This window comes from Acinetobacter johnsonii CIP 64.6, assembly GCF_000368045.1.
Taxonomy (GTDB): domain Bacteria; phylum Pseudomonadota; class Gammaproteobacteria; order Pseudomonadales; family Moraxellaceae; genus Acinetobacter; species Acinetobacter johnsonii.
On record NZ_KB849236.1, the window covers coordinates 1,108,359 to 1,125,485 of the forward strand.

16 protein-coding genes, 2 tRNA genes, 2 rRNA genes and 1 pseudogene are annotated in these 17,127 nt (G+C 41.1%); 16 read left to right on the top strand and 5 right to left on the bottom strand.

What is annotated here, in order from left to right; genetic code table 11:
- The 7 genes and pseudogenes from F986_RS16490 to trpB all read left to right on the top strand — a co-directional run.
- On the top strand, positions 1 to 191 hold a 191-nt coding region (locus F986_RS16490), incomplete at its 5' end, for an integrase core domain-containing protein (RefSeq protein ID WP_004697059.1).
- Positions 192 to 227: 36 nt separating this feature from the next.
- Positions 228 to 884: pseudogene (locus F986_RS16495) on the top strand (HRDC domain-containing protein); the annotation flags it as partial.
- Positions 885 to 1,013: 129 nt separating this feature from the next.
- Positions 1,014 to 1,322: a YcgL domain-containing protein gene (locus tag F986_RS16500; protein WP_004697062.1), complete on the top strand. Its 309-nt coding sequence runs from the start codon at positions 1,014 to 1,016 to the stop codon at positions 1,320 to 1,322.
- A gap of 22 nt (positions 1,323 to 1,344) precedes the next feature.
- Complete coding sequence (locus tag F986_RS16505) at positions 1,345 to 1,728, top strand: hypothetical protein (protein WP_004697064.1); 384 nt, start codon at positions 1,345 to 1,347, stop codon at positions 1,726 to 1,728.
- 22 nt (positions 1,729 to 1,750) lie between these two features.
- Positions 1,751 to 2,602, top strand: coding sequence for an AAA family ATPase (locus F986_RS16510; protein ID WP_004697065.1), 852 nt, complete (start codon positions 1,751 to 1,753; stop codon positions 2,600 to 2,602).
- A 13-nt stretch (positions 2,603 to 2,615) separates the two neighbouring features.
- On the top strand, positions 2,616 to 3,803 hold the full coding sequence (locus tag F986_RS16515; protein ID WP_004697067.1) for a vWA domain-containing protein: 1,188 nt from the start codon (positions 2,616 to 2,618) through the stop codon (positions 3,801 to 3,803).
- Between the two features lie 42 nt (positions 3,804 to 3,845).
- Positions 3,846 to 5,054: a tryptophan synthase subunit beta gene (gene trpB, locus F986_RS16520; RefSeq protein ID WP_004697070.1), complete on the top strand. Its 1,209-nt coding sequence runs from the start codon at positions 3,846 to 3,848 to the stop codon at positions 5,052 to 5,054.
- 135 nt (positions 5,055 to 5,189) lie between these two features.
- On the opposite strand, the gene F986_RS16525 is transcribed toward trpB, so the two are convergent.
- The 3 genes from F986_RS16525 to F986_RS16535 all read right to left on the bottom strand — a co-directional run bounded on the left by F986_RS16525 (position 5,190) and on the right by F986_RS16535 (position 6,506).
- Positions 5,190 to 5,621, bottom strand: coding sequence for a CBS domain-containing protein (locus tag F986_RS16525; RefSeq protein ID WP_004697071.1), 432 nt, complete (start codon positions 5,619 to 5,621; stop codon positions 5,190 to 5,192).
- Positions 5,622 to 5,751: 130 nt separating this feature from the next.
- Positions 5,752 to 6,132: a DUF2750 domain-containing protein gene (locus F986_RS16530; RefSeq protein WP_004697074.1), complete on the bottom strand. Its 381-nt coding sequence runs from the start codon at positions 6,130 to 6,132 to the stop codon at positions 5,752 to 5,754.
- Between the two features lie 140 nt (positions 6,133 to 6,272).
- Positions 6,273 to 6,506, bottom strand: a complete 234-nt coding sequence (locus F986_RS16535; RefSeq protein WP_004697075.1) for an SEL1-like repeat protein — start codon at positions 6,504 to 6,506, stop codon at positions 6,273 to 6,275.
- 217 nt (positions 6,507 to 6,723) lie between these two features.
- Here F986_RS16535 and F986_RS16540 point away from each other — a divergent pair, with 217 nt between their 5' ends.
- Positions 6,724 to 7,083, top strand: coding sequence for a hypothetical protein (locus F986_RS16540; protein WP_004697078.1), 360 nt, complete (start codon positions 6,724 to 6,726; stop codon positions 7,081 to 7,083).
- A 376-nt stretch (positions 7,084 to 7,459) separates the two neighbouring features.
- Here F986_RS16540 and F986_RS16545 read toward each other — a convergent pair whose 3' ends face one another.
- A complete protein-coding gene (locus F986_RS16545; RefSeq protein WP_004697082.1) occupies positions 7,460 to 9,052 on the bottom strand; it encodes a M16 family metallopeptidase in 1,593 nt (530 codons plus the stop codon).
- The gene (locus F986_RS16550; protein WP_004697083.1) at positions 9,052 to 10,431 is read right to left on the bottom strand and encodes a M16 family metallopeptidase; all 1,380 of its coding nucleotides are present in this window, start codon (positions 10,429 to 10,431) and stop codon (positions 9,052 to 9,054) included. The genes F986_RS16545 and F986_RS16550 overlap by 1 nt, the downstream gene beginning before the upstream one ends.
- A 195-nt stretch (positions 10,432 to 10,626) precedes the next feature.
- On the opposite strand from F986_RS16550, the gene ftsY reads away from it, so the two are divergent.
- From ftsY to F986_RS16590, 8 genes are all read left to right on the top strand, one after another.
- The gene (gene ftsY, locus F986_RS16555) at positions 10,627 to 11,733 is read left to right on the top strand and encodes a signal recognition particle-docking protein FtsY (protein ID WP_004697086.1); all 1,107 of its coding nucleotides are present in this window, start codon (positions 10,627 to 10,629) and stop codon (positions 11,731 to 11,733) included.
- A gap of 194 nt (positions 11,734 to 11,927) precedes the next feature.
- On the top strand, positions 11,928 to 12,323 hold the full coding sequence (locus F986_RS16560; protein WP_017397150.1) for a nitroreductase family protein: 396 nt from the start codon (positions 11,928 to 11,930) through the stop codon (positions 12,321 to 12,323).
- A gap of 157 nt (positions 12,324 to 12,480) precedes the next feature.
- Entirely contained in the window at positions 12,481 to 13,074 is a 594-nt protein-coding gene (locus F986_RS16565; RefSeq protein ID WP_004697089.1) for a nitroreductase family protein, read from the top strand.
- A gap of 197 nt (positions 13,075 to 13,271) precedes the next feature.
- Complete coding sequence (locus F986_RS16570; RefSeq protein ID WP_004697090.1) at positions 13,272 to 13,934, top strand: DUF2057 family protein; 663 nt, start codon at positions 13,272 to 13,274, stop codon at positions 13,932 to 13,934.
- A gap of 430 nt (positions 13,935 to 14,364) precedes the next feature.
- Positions 14,365 to 15,902, top strand: a 16S ribosomal RNA gene (locus F986_RS16575).
- Positions 15,903 to 15,963: 61 nt separating this feature from the next.
- Positions 15,964 to 16,040, top strand: a tRNA-Ile gene (locus F986_RS16580).
- Positions 16,041 to 16,108: 68 nt separating this feature from the next.
- Positions 16,109 to 16,184 (top strand) — tRNA-Ala (locus tag F986_RS16585).
- Positions 16,185 to 16,594: 410 nt separating this feature from the next.
- Positions 16,595 to 17,127: ribosomal RNA gene (locus tag F986_RS16590) — 23S ribosomal RNA — on the top strand; the annotation flags it as partial.

Genomic DNA, 17,127 nt, shown 5'->3' on the forward strand with positions numbered 1-17,127 from the left:
TATACAAAACAGAGGTGATTGAATATTTAAAAGCAGATTGGCAAGGTTTAGCAGATGTACAACTTGCGACACTAAACTGGGTGGATTGGTTCAATAAAGAACGTGTACATAGTGCGCTAGATTATGTATCACCTTTTGATTTTGAAGCAATGTACTATGATAAAATTAACCAGTTAGGTCAGGTGGCCTAACTTAAATAAAAAGTCTCCGACAAACCCGGTACGGTTCAAGTTAAACAAGAACTAGATTCAAAGTCACTCTTACATTTTGCACTTGAAGACTGTCAGCATCTGACGCAAGAAATCGCGACAGAAACGCCTTTGCATTTACTCTATCAAGATATTGGTAACTATCGACATTCACGTCGTCAGTTAATGCAGTTACAGCAGTTGGCTGTATGGCGTGAACAGATGGTGAAAGCGCTTAATACACCACGTAGTTTCATTTTGAAAAACTCAAGCATGATTGATTTGGTTGAGAAAAATCCAAAAAATGCTTTTCAGTTATCGGGTGTAAAAGACATACGTCAAAACGTCGTCCGCGAGCACGGTAAAACCATTTTAGATTTGGTGAAATTCTTGCCTGAGCAAGCAGATTGGCCACTACGTATGGCACGTCCGATCCGTCATTCTTCAAAAGATGTGGGGGAGAAGATTGATCACTTAATTCAAAATGTGGTCAATGAAACCAGCATTCCTAAAGAAGTGTTGATGCGCAAAAAGTGGATGAACGCGCTGCATCAACATGTGGTTTTTCATAATGATGAGCAAGACTTGCCTGATTATTTATTAGGTTGGCGCTATGATTTGTTAACCCAACCTTTAATTCAACTCCTACGCCGTGATGAAAGCTATCTTTCAACGCAAATGAAAGTCATGGATTAATAATTAGTCAATTGGTCTGAAGTTTGAATATTTATACAAAATCACGACTGATGCGTTAATCATGACTAATGTCAGCTGCTTTTATTTGATGTATCCTGTGGCTTGAGTTATTTGAGTGCTGTTTTAGATATGCAATGTTCTATTTATAAATCAAGCAAAAAAGATGAAATGTATCTTTATATTGCTTGTCCAACTGAAGCTGATCAAGCCGCTGAAGATTTTAGCCCATTGAATGTTTTGCCTGAAGCTGTTCGTGTTGCATTTGGTCGAGCGACTTTTGTGATGTCATTAGAGCTGAGTGAAACGCGTAAATTGGCCCGTGTAAATGTATTGCATGTCATGGATTCGATTCAAACTCAAGGCTTCTTTCTACAAATGCCGCCAGAAGGATTAATCAATCCGAACGCTGCGGCACCAGAAGGCCTTCGTGGCGCATAAAGCATAATTCAGGAGTTGCACCGTGGATAGTTTTCTTTCAATGCTCGATTCAATTCCTGAAGACAGTATTGCTGTCACAGTTTACCTTTTGGGCAGTTTGCTGATTTTGTGGTGTTGGTATTCCATTGCCACACGCCTACCGAAGCTGTTGGGTGGCATCACATGGATGATGATCTTTGCCATTTTATTGACACCAACGGTTTCCGAAGGTCCAAACTCATCGATTGCACCGGCTATTTTTGGCTTGCTTTTCGGTGTGTTAACGAAAGAATCAGCACTCATTTGGTCAAATTTGTCACTGATTCTTTTTGTCATGGGTGTGGGGCTTGTGATCGGTTTCTTTTGGTCAAAATATGTGGCTAATAAAACCAAAGCAGTTGTCAGTAACAATCATTCACCGCTGTAATTAATAAAAATAAGGTTTAATCATGTCTGTTGAAACACAACAATTTACGGGTACAGATCAGTACATCGCTACCGATAGTTTAAAACTTGCTGTAAAAGCTGCACGTAGCTTACAAAAGCCTTTATTGGTCAAAGGTGAGCCAGGTACGGGTAAAACTTTACTGGCTGAACAAGTGGCTGAAAGCTTAGGCTTAAAATTATTGACTTGGCACATTAAGTCAACCACAAAAGCCCAGCAAGGTTTATATGAGTATGATGCGGTTTCACGTCTACGTGACAGCCAACTGGGTGACGACCGTGTATATGACATTAAAAACTATATTAAACCGGGTAAATTGTGGGAAGCGTTCACCAGTGAAGAACGTTGTGTTTTATTAATTGATGAAATTGATAAGGCGGACATTGAGTTTCCAAACGACTTGTTGCATGAATTGGATAAGATGTCTTTCTATGTATATGAGACGGGCGAAACCATTACTGCATCACAACGTCCTATTGTGATTATTACTTCAAATAATGAAAAAGAACTTCCAGATGCATTCTTGCGTCGTTGTTTCTTCCATTATATTGAATTTCCAGACGACGCAACCATGCGTGAAATTATTGATGTTCATTTCCCGCAAATTTCAACGGCATTGGTCAATGAAGCATTACAAGTTTTCTTCAAATTACGTCAAGTTCCGGGTCTAAAAAAACCGCCATCAACTTCTGAATTGATTGACTGGTTAAGCTTGCTGATGGCTGATGATATGCCAGAAGATGTACTGCGTAATCATGATAAGTCTAAAGCCATTCCACCTTTATATGGCGCACTCATTAAAAACGAACAAGATGTACAGTTGCTTGAACGTTTAGCCTTCATGTCACGTCGCTAAAGGAGAAACACGCATGTTTGTGCGCTTGTTTTATACCTTACGCAAATACGGTGTTCCTGTCTCGACGCGTGAACTGATCGATCTGAATGAAGCTGTTGCTTCAGGTTTGGTCTTTGCCGATCAAGAAGAGTTCTATCAACTCGCCAAAACTATTATGGTGAAAGATGAACGCTTCTTTGACAAATTTGACCGAGGGATGAAAGACTATTTTGATGGGATTTCAACTTTTGATTTAGATGATTTACTCAATAAAGTTCCAAAGTTACCGAAAGACTGGTTCGATTTAGAACTCTTAGAAAAGCATCTAACTCCTGAGCAGCGTGAAGAATTAAAGAAAGCCGGTTCATTAGAAGAACTCATGAAAATGCTGGAAGAACGCTTACGCGAACAGCATAAGAAACATCAGGGTGGAAACAAGATGATCGGCACTGGAGGAACGTCTCCATTTGGTGCTTATGGTGATCATCCTGAAGGGGTGCGTATTGGTGGGCCGGGACGTAAACGTTCTGCTGTAAAAGTTTGGGAACAACGTAAATATCAGAATTTGGATGATGATCAAATTCTCGGAACACGCCAAATGCAAATGGCATTGCGTCGTTTACGTAAATTTGCCAGACAAGGTGCGGCTGAAGAGTTAGACATCGACGGTACAATTCGTGAAACCGCGAAGCAAGGCATACTCGATGTGCAGCTCGTGCCTGAGCGTCGTAATCGCATTAAGGTGCTGATGTTGTTTGATGTGGGGGGATCGATGGATTCCCATATTGCACAATGCGAAAAACTGTTTAGTGCGGCAAAAACTGAGTTTAAAACCTTAGAGTATTTCTATTTCCATAACTGTTTATATGATTATGTTTGGAAAGACAATGTACGTCGCTCAAGTACCCGGATGAATACATGGGATTTATTCAATACCTATGGACGCGACTATCGTGTAATTGTGGTTGGGGATGCCTCTATGGCACCTTATGAACTCAATTCTGTGGGTGGTTCGGTTGAATATATGAATGATGAAGCAGGAAATGTCTGGCTACAGCGTTTACGCAATCATTTTGAAAAAACAGCATGGTTGAATCCAGAAGAAGACCGTTATTGGCATTACACTCATACGATTGGTTTGATTAAGCAAATTTTTGAAGACCATATGTACCCAATGACCCTCAAAGGCGTTGAGGATATGACCAAGTATTTAGCACGATAAAGCTGGAAAGAAAGCGCATTTTAAGAATAAGGATCATAAAAAATGGATCATCAAATTAATGGTATTGCTTTGCCGAATGACGCGGGCTTTTTTGGCAACTATGGTGGTCAGTTTATCCCACCTCACTTAAAAGCGGCAATGGATGACATTAAAGTCGCCTATGAACAAATCCGTGAAACCGAAGCGTTTCAAACTGAACTTGCTGAACTGTTTGCGCACTATGTTGGTCGTCCAAGTCCGTTGTTTTATGCAAAACGGTTATCTGAACAGTTGGGCGGGGCACAGATCTATCTAAAGCGTGAAGACTTAAACCACACAGGCGCACATAAAATTAATCACTGTTTGGGTGAAGCGTTGCTTGCGAAATATATGGGTAAAACCAAAGTCATTGCAGAAACGGGTGCCGGCCAACACGGCGTTGCATTAGCAACAGCCTGTGCTTTGGTGGGGATTCCGTGTGAAATTCATATGGGGCAGGTCGATATTGAAAAAGAACATCCCAATGTCGTCAAAATGAAAATCCTTGGAGCAACACTCATTTCAGTGACACGTGGTACTGCAACGCTGAAAGATGCTGTGGACAGTGCTTTTGAAGAGTATTTAAAAGATCCAACCCATTATATCTATGCTATTGGTTCGGTTGTTGGGCCACATCCATTTCCAATGATGGTGCGTGACTTCCAGTCGATTATTGGTAAAGAAATTAAAGAACAAACTCATGAGCGCTTTGGCGCGAACCCAGATTATGTGGTTGCATGTGTGGGTGGTGGTTCAAATGCTATGGGTGCTTTCACCGCATTTTTAAACGATGCAGATGTGAAACTAATTGGTGTAGAGCCTGCTGGTCATGGTTTAGATACCGACATGCACTCGGCAACCTTAACTTTAGGCAAACCAAGTCAAATTCATGGTATGGCGTGTTATGTACTTGAAAATGATCAAGGTGAACCGTTACCAGTACACTCAATTGCTTCAGGTCTAGATTATCCTGGCGTCGGGCCTCAGCACAGTCTGCTGAAAGACTTGGGTCGTGTCGAATATACCACTGCGACTGATCAAGAGTGCTTGGATGCGTTTATGCGGTTGTCACGAGTTGAAGGGATTGTCCCTGCGCTTGAAAGTTCACATGCCGTGGCGTGGGTACTTCGTGAAGCTCCAAAGTTGGCCAAAGATATTAAAATTGTGGTGAATGTATCTGGTCGTGGCGACAAAGATGCAGATTATGTCGCTGCAAAATTAGGTCTGAATTAAGTTTTAAGCCTTTCATAGTCATATAAAAAAATCCCTGTTTAGAGCAGGGATTTTTTATGATCTTGGTTTTATATTTTTATCATTAATAGCCAATGCTGAGTATGCGTTTATGGTTGAACACCTAAACATTAAAACTTAACCTGAAATATACTGTTGTAGTTGCTCAATCAGTTTCTTTTGATCATCCATTGCCGCTTTCACCAAGTCACCAATAGAAATGAGTCCCAATAATTTATCTTGCTCAACCACGGGCAAGTGACGTAGGTGGTGGTCTGTCATCAGGTCTAAACATTCTTCAACCGTAACTGCTGTTGTGACTGTCAGTACTTTGGCTGTCATAATTTCATTGACTGTGGTTTGCTTCGAACTACGTTCCATCAATATGACTTTGCGCATGTAGTCACGTTCGGACAATATGCCTACAACTCGTTCTTCGTGTGTGACTACAAGTGCACCAATGCCTTTATCTGCCATAAGTGAAATTGCTTCAAGAACAGTGGCTTCGGGACTGATGGTGTAGATTGCTTGATGTACTTTATCTTTTAATACTTGAGCAACATTGGTCATAGGGCATATCCTCGGTTGTGGTTATTGTTTTATATTTAAATTAGCGCGATTTAAAAAAAAGCAAATACTTTACAGTCATAGCTCTCAATAAAATAACAAGTTAATTACGTCTTATTGTTCTTAATGAGCTTTAAGCTGGCGCTAGAATAGGGTCATTGAAGAAAAAGTGGCGCATTTGAGACGTACTGAGCTTCATGCGTTTTGTGCCGTTACATAGCGCTGGTGTGACTTTTAAACGTGACAGAGTAGGCAGTAATGCGCTCTGGAAATCCTGCGGCGTGATTTTTTTAGGAATATAGTTTGGCCAGTGCAATTGAGCATATTGGTGTGCGTGTAAACCATTGAGCCAAAAGGGGAAAACATAGTCATCGTGATCAGAGGTCATCGCCCAGCCTTGCTGTTCAGCGTTGTAAAGCCCCCAAAGAATACCGCAGTACATCATGCCTCTTAGAATATTGATTTTTAAATATAAATGATTTGAAATCGGTTGTAGTTTCAAAATTTTGTACATAGCGTTATGTCATTAAGGAACATGACGCTATTTTAAATAATTAAGATGAAAGTTCAGTGTAAGCTTTGCATAACTATGTAAATAAATATGTCATATCAAAATGTTAGCCTCAAAAAAAACGCCACCTAGGTGACGTTTTATTATGCTTTCATGGTGGCAAGCTGTTGCCAGTATTGTGCTTTCAGCGAGTCACGTTCTACGCGGAAACCTTGATAATAAAGTTCTGCCAAAAACAGTGCTGCTTTACCGTGGCCAGCGCGTGCAACGCTTTCTAACTGTTGTACTGCTTCTACGAAGTTCATTTGTGATTGAATGGTGTTTACTGCATCCGCATACGCATGTTCTAAGTCATGATGAGAGATTTGTTGAATCATATTAAGCTCCTTATTCTAATTATGATCACTTAAAGGTAATTTTACCTTTAGATATAAATATCACGCTAATGTTAAATATTTATTACAAATTGCTGGAATTGTCAAATATATTGTCGAGTATTCTTCATCTTATTTTGTTTACATGATTAAACAATGAACAATCAAAAGATTGAATATGATAATAAAACAGGAAACTGTATTTTATAAGGAGAATAACATGACAAATACATTAGACGGTTTTGATTTTGATATGCCTCCAACTGTTTCTCAAATTGTAGCGTTGGCGCAATATCACCGAACGCTATTAGATGAAGCAGTTTTCCATCAAGAAATTCATCTTGGGGATTTTTGTTTGGCACAACGTAAACGAGTTTATGATTTCACACGTCAGCTTGATGAAAATCAACGGGCTGATTTTTATGAAACATACAATGGGGAGCTAAGACGTATTGCCGATGACGATCCTGCACACCCTGCAGATGCAGAAAATGGTGTTGGGGCTTTCGCCATTATGATTGCATTGGGGGTAATTGCCTTGGTGCTCTATTTTGCAGTTATTCGTAGCATTGTTGGTTAGACTTTTGCTTTACAAACAATCTGACTTGCTGAAATTATGTCCTCTTTAGCATTAATGGGGGCATTTTTCAGCATTTCAACTTGTGATTATGCAATTCGCTACTTACACTAGTTTCACTAGAGGTAGGTTATGCACATTGCGATCCAAAAAATTCTTAAATTAAAATCACAGATTACGCTTGTACAAATTTATAATGGTCTGATGGCATCGATCATTATGCTTATTGTCATTTTATCGAGTATTGCCTTATCTCGACCCATTTCTCCAAGCCAATTTGAAAATGTAAGTCGCTTATCTCATCAAGCGACTTTCCCAGAAACACAAGAGATGGCTCAAGATCTGGTTTTGGAAAACCAGATTTCCTATATTGATTACTTTAGATTAATGCAGGCTCATCAGTTTGAGCAGAATCGGGCGAAGCAGCTTCCGGCATTGGCTCCGGAGGTTCAATAATCGCAGGAATTTGATCAGGATGCGACATGCTTTGCTTAATATTCGGGTCAAGATTCAATTCTAAAATATGTCGAAGTTGCTCTTTATCTAAAGCATTACTGACAATCACAAGGGTAAGACTTTCAGGGTGAATGTGTTTACGTATCGCATTTTGAACATCTAAAGGCGTGATCGCAGCTAAACGTTTTGGGTAGTCTGCTAAATAATTCGCATCTTGCTGATAAAACCCTATAGATCCGAGTTGTGCATTGATGTTTGCATTGCTGCTATAGCTGTTAGGTAGGCTGCGTAACATACCGGCTTTAGTTTCTTCTAACTGCTGTGCATCAATTGGTTGATGGACAAAGTCAACTAGGGCTTTATGCGCCACTTGTATGCTGTCCATGAGCTGATCTTGCTGGGTTGAATAACTTAGACTAAAACTTCCAGCCGCTTGGCTAAATGTAAAAGCACTGTTTGCTCCATAGGTGTAACCACGTTTAACGCGTAGTTCTTTCATTAAAATGGAGCTAAATCCACCCCCACCCAACATACGGTTAGCTAGTTCGAGCGCTAAACGATCCGGATCATCCCGCGTGGTTGATAGATGTCCCATGGTGACATGGGCTTGAGTTGAATTAAACAGAATGTGTTGAATATCAAAGTTGGGTTTATCTTGTGGTACAGCAAGTGGCTTTGCCGTTTCACCTTGTGGGATGGCTGCACTTATTCGTTCAGCCAGTTTTTGCGCTTGTTTAACACTGAGTTGGCCTGTCAGTGCAATATTCATATTTTGACTAACCAAAAATTCATCTCTGAATTTTTTTAAGTGCTGAGTCGTAATTTTTTTAATACTGCCATTGGTTCCCGTAATCGGTTCAGCATAAGGGTGCGAACCATAGAGTGCGCGATAAAAGCGAATACTCATCAATCGACTCGGACTTTCTTTCAACTGTTTCTGACCTACTTGGGTATTGCTTACCATCAAACTAATACTGTTATTTTTAAAAGTAGAGTCTTTTAATACTTCAAGCATCGTACTTACCGCAGCATCTAGTTTTTTAGGGTCAGACAGAGAACGCAGTCGAACCACAAACATGTCACGGTGTGCAGCTACGCTAAAACGAGCCCCGACTTGCTCAAAGGCATTCGCGATTTCAACTGCATCATGTTGCGTAGTGCCTTCATCGATGAGTTGTGCTGCCATATTGGCAACACCATATAGGCCTTTTTCTACTTCTACATCTCGTGCAGAGCCTGCATTAAAGGTAAGTTGAATATCCACCATAGGTAAGGCGGGTGACTCAACAAATAGACTTCGAACTTTGTATTTGTTCTTAAGTTCGTGTACATGTGGTGCTGTATGAAGGTCGCTGGTTTGAACCTGTTTTAAGCTTTGTAGAGAAGCAATAGACTGTAATGTACGTGGGTCATCATTGCTAATACTACTTGTACTTACATCTGCAATTACATTGGTAGTGCAAAAGGTAGACAAGGTAATAAATAACAGGTGAAAGATGGTCTTTTGATTTTTCATTATTTTGTGGCCTTCTTTTCTGGTTGAAGGTACAACGTACTTAAGTTATCTCGTACAAAAGCAGTTTGAGCAACGTGCTGAATATCTTCAGGTGTAACCGCTTCAAAATGCTGTGGAAGCTGATCCATTAGTCGATAATTCAAGCCATTCACGGCTAAGTTTCCAATCATCTTTGCTTGCCCGACTATGTCATCTTGACCATAAATTAAGTTTGCAACAAAGCGTGTGCTAATCCGTTCAAGCTCTTGTGGTTGAACAAGTTCTGTTTTGAGTCGCTCAATTTCATATTCAATGGCTTTTTGTAGCTCAGAAAGTTCCACGCCAGTGACTGGAAGTGCGGAGATACTAAATAGACTGTCTCCACGGTTATAAGGGTCATAACTGACACTCAGTGCGGTCGCTAATTTTTTGTCGCGTACAAGGCGCTGTTGTAATCGAGAGCTGATCCCGCTATCTAATAAGCTTCGAATAAGTGTGAGTGCGTAAACATCTTCTGGATTGCTTGCTGTTGCAAGTGATTTGACATTCCAAGCCATATATAAATTTGGCACCTCAACATTGGTATTTTGTTCCATGTGACGGTAGCCAATGTTCTCAAACTCAGTCACATCATTGCGTACAGGTGTTGGATGGCTTTTGATGTCGCCAAAATATTTTTGAACTTGTCTTAGGGCGGATTCTGCATTGACATCTCCCACAATCACCAAAATCGCATTGTTTGGGCTATACCATTTTTGATACCACTGTTTCACGTCATCTAGACTGATATTTTGCAAGTGTTTCATGTGCCCAATGACAGGTTGACGATAGTGACTCGTGGGATACGAAATCCATTTAAAACGTTCGAACGCGAGTGAGCGGGGGTTGTCGTCGGTACGCAGGCGTCGCTCCTCCATCACTACTTTAATTTCAGGGTCAAAGTCTTGTTTCCGTAGTAAGAGATTACGCATACGATCGGCTTCAAGCTCTAAAGCCATCGGGAAGTAGGTTTTAGGATAAAGCTGATAGTAATTGGTGTAATTGGTAAATGTTGCGGCATTTACTGTACCGCCATAGATTCGACTTAAGCGACTGAATTCGTCATTGGGAACTTTGGATGTGCCTTTAAACATCATATGTTCCAGTACATGCGAAATACCCGTTATATTTCCAGACTCATCAGTGCTACCGACTTTGTACCAAATTTGGGTCATGACCATTGGGGAGCGGTGATCTTCACGGATAATCACCTGCAAGCCATTGCTTAAAGTAGTTTCAAAACTACTGCGGGTAAGTTCACTGCGTATTTGTGCATGGGTAGTTATAGGTAAACAAAATAGAGTAAAACCCAGTGCAACTAAACTTCTTTTATAAGAATGCGTGACTAATAAGTGATGCATATAAAATTTGGGCTCAGGTTGAAGTGAAGTTAAAGCATTTCAATAAATAACCATTCTTAAGAAAAATGCGAAGTAGATCAAGCGCCAGAAGTATTGATTTGTTAAGTGTTTACATAAAGTATTGTTGCTAAGCGGAAGCCTATCTTTTATGGTAGAATCCGTCTTTTTTAACGCAGTGCTTTTCAAGGATTCGGCATGCAACAGCAATCTAATGAGCAGAACAAATTTTTGATTGATGCTGATATCGGGGATGACGATGTCACACTACCAAGTTTACCTGTGGTCAATGTGCCAATCGTTGAAACAAAAGAGCAAACAGTTGTTAGTCCAGTTGTGGTTGCTGAAACAAGTGCAGAAGAAGCAGATACATCTGCAAAAGGCGGTTTCTTTAGTCGCATGAAAGAAGGGTTAACCAAAACCCGTAAAAACCTTGCTGATGGTATGGTCAATATTTTGATCGGTGGTAAGGAAATTGATGACGAACTGCTTGAAGAAGTTGAAGAACAGCTTTTAGTAGCTGACATCGGCGTTGATGCAACGAAAACCATTATTACCAACTTAACTGAACGTACTGCACGTGGCGATTTAATTTACTCGCACTCGCTCTATAAAGCGCTTCAAGAAGAGTTGGTGGCCTTACTTGCACCACGTGTGAAACCTTTACACATCGATCCGAACAAAACGCCTTATGTGATTTTGGTGGTGGGTGTAAACGGTGTGGGTAAAACCACAACCATTGGTAAATTGGCAAAACGTTTACAAGGTGAAGGCAAGAAAGTGATGCTTGCTGCGGGGGATACTTTCCGTGCAGCGGCGACTGAACAGCTTCAAATTTGGGGTGAACGTAATAATATTGCTGTAGTCGCACAGGGTCATGGCGCTGATAGCGCTTCCGTAATTTTCGATGCGTTTGAAAGTGCGCGTGCGAAAGGTGTTGATGTCTTGATTGCAGATACCGCAGGTCGTTTACATAACAAAGGGCATCTCATGCAAGAGTTGACCAAAGTAAAACGTGTCATGCAAAAAATCGATGCGACTGCGCCACACGAAGTTATGTTGGTGGTCGATGCAGGAACAGGTCAAAATGCGATTAATCAAGTAGAAATGTTTGATGAGGCAGTTGGTTTGACAGGCCTGACGATTACCAAACTCGACGGCACTGCGAAAGGTGGTGTACTATTTAATATTGCCAGTCGTACGCATGTTCCAATTCGCTTCATTGGTGTTGGTGAGAAAATTGACGACTTACGTCCATTCTCTGCAAAATCCTTTGTTGCTGCTTTGTTCGAAACAGAGAAATAAGATTCAACAATACTGTTTTTAAAGTGTTAGATCAGTCACATAAACTCCGCTAAATGCGGAGTTTATTTTTTTATTCAATTTGTTTGTTTTAAAAACAAACATTTAGGAATCACTTAATGAATATAAGTGATTCTCCTGAGATTACACTAACGTCTAACACAATAGGCATCACTGTACATTTTGGGGAACACGGTATGGCTTTATTACATAAAATTGGGCAAGTTCTAACAACGGATTTAACCAAAGACTTAAAATTTAAAAAAAATCACACAGAAGACCTAAAACAAACCACATTTATCGATCAACTAAAAAAGCGCCGTAGTATTTATGTTTTAGGGAAGCGTGTGCATTTAAGTCAGGTGTATTTAGCTGAATTGATCCAATATGCTGTATGGACATGTTTAGCAGATGCAGGTTTAGGTGCCTCATTGCAACATTATAACCCAAGTATTGATGCTGACATTTCTAAGATTTTTGAGCTTCCAAAACATTGGCTATTACGTGCCCAATTAGTCTTTGGTTCGATAGAGGAAAAAGTCGCAGAAAAAGAACATCATAGAGACGAAGAGCGCTTTATGATCTATACATGATGACACGAGGTAATCTTTATTGGCCTAGACCTGTGGCATATTGTTCTATTTTTAAGACACTATGTCGCTGAATTAAGCATGTTCAAATTCAAAATAATAGCTATGATGAATATGAATCTGCATATAACAAGATCGAGAGATCGCTGAGGAAAATAACATGTCATTTTTAGACCACATCAAACAACGTCGTACCATTTATGCTGTTGGTAAAAATGTAGCATTAACACCAGAACAAATTGAATCTGTAATTAAAGAAGCAGTGAATCACAGTCCGTCTGCATTTAACTCACAGACTTCTCGTATTGTAACTTTGTTTGGTGAGTCGCATTTACAATTTTGGAATATCGTGCGTGAAACTTTACGTAAAATTGTTCCAGAAGCTGCTTTTGAAGGTACAAATGCCAAAATTAATAGCTTTGCTGCAGGCTATGGTACGGTTTTATTTTATGAAGACCAAGATGTTGTAAAAGCATTGCAGGAACAATTTGCGCTTTATGCAGATAATTTCCCAGTGTGGTCTGAACATTCTTCTGCAATTGCTCAATTTGCCGTATGGACTGCGTTATCTGAACAAAATATTGGTGCGTCATTACAGCACTACAATCCAATCGTAGATGCTGAGATTACAGAGATCTTCGATATCCCCGCAAATTGGAAACTCCGTGCTCAACTTGTTTTTGGTTCGATTGAAGCACCTGCAGGTGAGAAAACATTTATGGCGGAAGTGGATCGCTTTAAAACATTTAATTAATAGCTAGTCATTAAAATGAAAAAGAGCAGAGTTGATCTGCTCTTTTTTTGTTTAGGGATTTATCTTTAAAATATCAAAGCTTAGCAATATATATTGTAGTTGCGAGTTGGTTCTAAGCTCAGAAATTGTCATAAAATTGTCATTTATACACTGCATAGTGCAACTAAACTTTAATAAACCATCGATAGAGTGTAAAAATGACCTTACGCATAACCCTTGTAACAGCAGCATTGATGTTGAGTACTTCAGTATTTTCAGCAGTGACTATTACTGCCCCAGAGGAAATAAAAATTGAAGGCTTAAATGGGCAAGAGGTTAAGAGTCGTTTATTCAGTTCTGACAATAAATATAATATTGATGCAGGTGAGAATATTATCAGTGTTCGCTATACCCAGTTTTTTGAAGAGCATCCAGGTATTGGCTCACACGATATCGTTCGCTCAGGGATTGTGAATATTAAGACCCCAATTTTACAAGACCAACAGTCTTACCGTTTGGCACTGATCAGTCCTCCGCAAAACCATGATGATGCCAAGGCTTATGCTAAGCAGCCGATTTTTGGTCTCTACAATGCCAAGAATCAGTTACTGGTTGAGCAAAAGGGCAGTAAAACTCAAAATGCAGGCATTCTTCAAAATTTATTTAGCGACGCACCAACCGATTTAACTCAAAAAGCAACGATAGTGGTACAGCCTGCACCGGTCTATACATCACAAGCTGTTGTGGCTAAAGCTGGGACAGAGAAACAAAAAGATCTACCAAGCCCTAGCAACGCTCAACAATTAATTAATACTTGGAAAAGTGCATCTAAAACTGAACGACAAGCGTTTATGGCTTGGCTGGCTGAACAAGCACAGTAGCTTTTACATAGTCTAAATAAAAACAGCATTAGCTGTTTTTATTATTTGGATAGCGCATTTATATAGTGAATAAGTCGACAATATTGTACATGGTTTAATTAAAATCAAGTGTTTTGATTTAAAAATAATCAATCAAATGGTTTTTTGGAGCTATTTGTATGAAATGACTTGCGCTGCAAATAAATCTGTATAGAATACGCAGCATACCAACGCAATGCAGTGAATAACTTGAAGCGAAGGCCTTGCTGATGACGAATCAGCAAGAAGATCATTAAGAGATTATGAAGAACAACTTGTGTGGATTTTTACTGATTGATCGATCGAAAATATTTCATTGATTGATGGTAGAAATTACTCGAAGTTTATTTGAGAAATATTTGTCAGAAAATTGATGAGCCAAGATTTGTAGCCATAAGCTACTAATGATTTTTAACTGAAGAGTTTGATCATGGCTCAGATTGAACGCTGGCGGCAGGCTTAACACATGCAAGTCGAGCGGGGAAAGGTAGCTTGCTACCTAACCTAGCGGCGGACGGGTGAGTAATGCTTAGGAATCTGCCTATTAGTGGGGGACAACATTCCGAAAGGAATGCTAATACCGCATACGCCCTACGGGGGAAAGCAGGGGATCTTCGGACCTTGCGCTAATAGATGAGCCTAAGTCAGATTAGCTAGTTGGTGGGGTAAAGGCCTACCAAGGCGACGATCTGTAGCGGGTCTGAGAGGATGATCCGCCACACTGGGACTGAGACACGGCCCAGACTCCTACGGGAGGCAGCAGTGGGGAATATTGGACAATGGGCGAAAGCCTGATCCAGCCATGCCGCGTGTGTGAAGAAGGCCTTTTGGTTGTAAAGCACTTTAAGCGAGGAGGAGGCTACCGAGATTAATACTCTAGGATAGTGGACGTTACTCGCAGAATAAGCACCGGCTAACTCTGTGCCAGCAGCCGCGGTAATACAGAGGGTGCGAGCGTTAATCGGATTTACTGGGCGTAAAGCGTGCGTAGGCGGCTTTTTAAGTCGGATGTGAAATCCCTGAGCTTAACTTAGGAATTGCATTCGATACTGGGAAGCTAGAGTATGGGAGAGGATGGTAGAATTCCAGGTGTAGCGGTGAAATGCGTAGAGATCTGGAGGAATACCGATGGCGAAGGCAGCCATCTGGCCTAATACTGACGCTGAGGTACGAAAGCATGGGGAGCAAACAGGATTAGATACCCTGGTAGTCCATGCCGTAAACGATGTCTACTAGCCGTTGGGGCCTTTGAGGCTTTAGTGGCGCAGCTAACGCGATAAGTAGACCGCCTGGGGAGTACGGTCGCAAGACTAAAACTCAAATGAATTGACGGGGGCCCGCACAAGCGGTGGAGCATGTGGTTTAATTCGATGCAACGCGAAGAACCTTACCTGGTCTTGACATAGTAAGAACTTTCCAGAGATGGATTGGTGCCTTCGGGAACTTACATACAGGTGCTGCATGGCTGTCGTCAGCTCGTGTCGTGAGATGTTGGGTTAAGTCCCGCAACGAGCGCAACCCTTTTCCTTATTTGCCAGCGGGTTAAGCCGGGAACTTTAAGGATACTGCCAGTGACAAACTGGAGGAAGGCGGGGACGACGTCAAGTCATCATGGCCCTTACGACCAGGGCTACACACGTGCTACAATGGTCGGTACAAAGGGTTGCTACCTAGCGATAGGATGCTAATCTCAAAAAGCCGATCGTAGTCCGGATTGGAGTCTGCAACTCGACTCCATGAAGTCGGAATCGCTAGTAATCGCGGATCAGAATGCCGCGGTGAATACGTTCCCGGGCCTTGTACACACCGCCCGTCACACCATGGGAATTTGTTGCACCAGAAGTAGGTAGTCTAACCGCAAGGAGGACGCTTACCACGGTGTGGCCGATGACTGGGGTGAAGTCGTAACAAGGTAGCCGTAGGGGAACCTGCGGCTGGATCACCTCCTTAACGAAAGATTGACGATTGGTAAGAATCCACAACAAGTTGTTCTTCATGACGATGTATCTGAGGGTCTGTAGCTCAGTTGGTTAGAGCACACGCTTGATAAGCGTGGGGTCACAAGTTCAAGTCTTGTCAGACCCACCAAATCTGACTAACAAGCATTATTAAATGCTGAATACAGAAAAACAGAGACATTGACTTATTGATAAGCTGGGGACTTAGCTTAGTTGGTAGAGCGCCTGCTTTGCACGCAGGAGGTCAGGAGTTCGACTCTCCTAGTCTCCACCAAATTTCAAGAATAGAAAAACAATGTTTTTCCTTGAAATTTAAGCAAGAAGCTATGCTTCGCGCAGATAGGTTGGATTACAGAAATTAGTAAGAAGTAGATATTGGTTTACATTTTATTAACTTCTGTGATTTATCACAGTTTCCTGACCTGACGAAGGCTGGAAAAATCATTAACAGAATATATTTGAGTTGAAATAATTTGTTCATACTCGTTTTTAAGATCGACATTAACAGTGATTTATTACTGATTGATGAAGGTTGAAGAAATGAGTTACTAGCGAAATTAACTGAATCAAGCGTTTTGGTATGTGAATTGAATTGAAGCTGTACGGTGCTTAAGTGCACAGTACTTCAAACTGTAATGTTGAACGTTCTCACTTGTAGGAACGATCGACTGTTTGGGGTTGTATAGTCAAGTAATTAAGTGCATGTGGTGGATGCCTTGGCAGTCAGAGGCGATGAAAGACGTAATAGCCTGCGATAAGCTCCGGGGAGGCGGCAAATATCCTGTGATCCGGAGATTTCTGAATGGGGAAACCCACCTGTCATAAGGCAGGTATCGTATGATGAATACATAGTCATACGAGGCGAACGAGGGGAAGTGAAACATCTCAGTACCCTTAGGAAAAGAAATCAATTGAGATTCCCTCAGTAGCGGCGAGCGAACGGGGAAAAGCCCATTAAGTCATATAAGTTCTAGTGGAATGCTCTGGGAAGTGCAACCATAGTGGGTGATAGTCCTGTACACGAAAGGGCTTATATGATGATGTCGAGTAGGGCGGGGCACGTGAAACCTTGTCTGAATATGGGGGGACCATCCTCCAAGGCTAAATACTCCTGACTGACCGATAGTGAACCAGTACCGTGAGGGAAAGGCGAAAAGAACCCCTGTGAGGGGAGTGAAATAGATCCTGAAACCGCATGCATACAAGCAGTGGGAGCC

What these genes read in the sequence shown, in the direction of transcription:
- F986_RS16570 (WP_004697090.1), top strand. Translation starts at nt 13,272, where the DNA reads ATGACCTTACGCATAACCCTTGTAACAGCAGCATTGATGTTGAGTACT.
- trpB (WP_004697070.1), top strand. Translation starts at nt 3,846, where the DNA reads ATGGATCATCAAATTAATGGTATTGCTTTGCCGAATGACGCGGGCTTT.
- ftsY (WP_004697086.1), top strand. Translation starts at nt 10,627, where the DNA reads ATGCAACAGCAATCTAATGAGCAGAACAAATTTTTGATTGATGCTGAT.
- F986_RS16540 (WP_004697078.1), top strand. Translation starts at nt 6,724, where the DNA reads ATGACAAATACATTAGACGGTTTTGATTTTGATATGCCTCCAACTGTT.
- F986_RS16560 (WP_017397150.1), top strand. Translation starts at nt 11,928, where the DNA reads ATGGCTTTATTACATAAAATTGGGCAAGTTCTAACAACGGATTTAACC.
- F986_RS16525 (WP_004697071.1), bottom strand. Translation starts at nt 5,621, where the DNA reads ATGACCAATGTTGCTCAAGTATTAAAAGATAAAGTACATCAAGCAATC.
- F986_RS16530 (WP_004697074.1), bottom strand. Translation starts at nt 6,132, where the DNA reads ATGTACAAAATTTTGAAACTACAACCGATTTCAAATCATTTATATTTA.
- F986_RS16535 (WP_004697075.1), bottom strand. Translation starts at nt 6,506, where the DNA reads ATGATTCAACAAATCTCTCATCATGACTTAGAACATGCGTATGCGGAT.
- F986_RS16510 (WP_004697065.1), top strand. Translation starts at nt 1,751, where the DNA reads ATGTCTGTTGAAACACAACAATTTACGGGTACAGATCAGTACATCGCT.
- F986_RS16545 (WP_004697082.1), bottom strand. Translation starts at nt 9,052, where the DNA reads ATGAAAAATCAAAAGACCATCTTTCACCTGTTATTTATTACCTTGTCT.
- F986_RS16500 (WP_004697062.1), top strand. Translation starts at nt 1,014, where the DNA reads ATGCAATGTTCTATTTATAAATCAAGCAAAAAAGATGAAATGTATCTT.
- F986_RS16550 (WP_004697083.1), bottom strand. Translation starts at nt 10,431, where the DNA reads ATGCATCACTTATTAGTCACGCATTCTTATAAAAGAAGTTTAGTTGCA.
- F986_RS16565 (WP_004697089.1), top strand. Translation starts at nt 12,481, where the DNA reads ATGTCATTTTTAGACCACATCAAACAACGTCGTACCATTTATGCTGTT.
- F986_RS16515 (WP_004697067.1), top strand. Translation starts at nt 2,616, where the DNA reads ATGTTTGTGCGCTTGTTTTATACCTTACGCAAATACGGTGTTCCTGTC.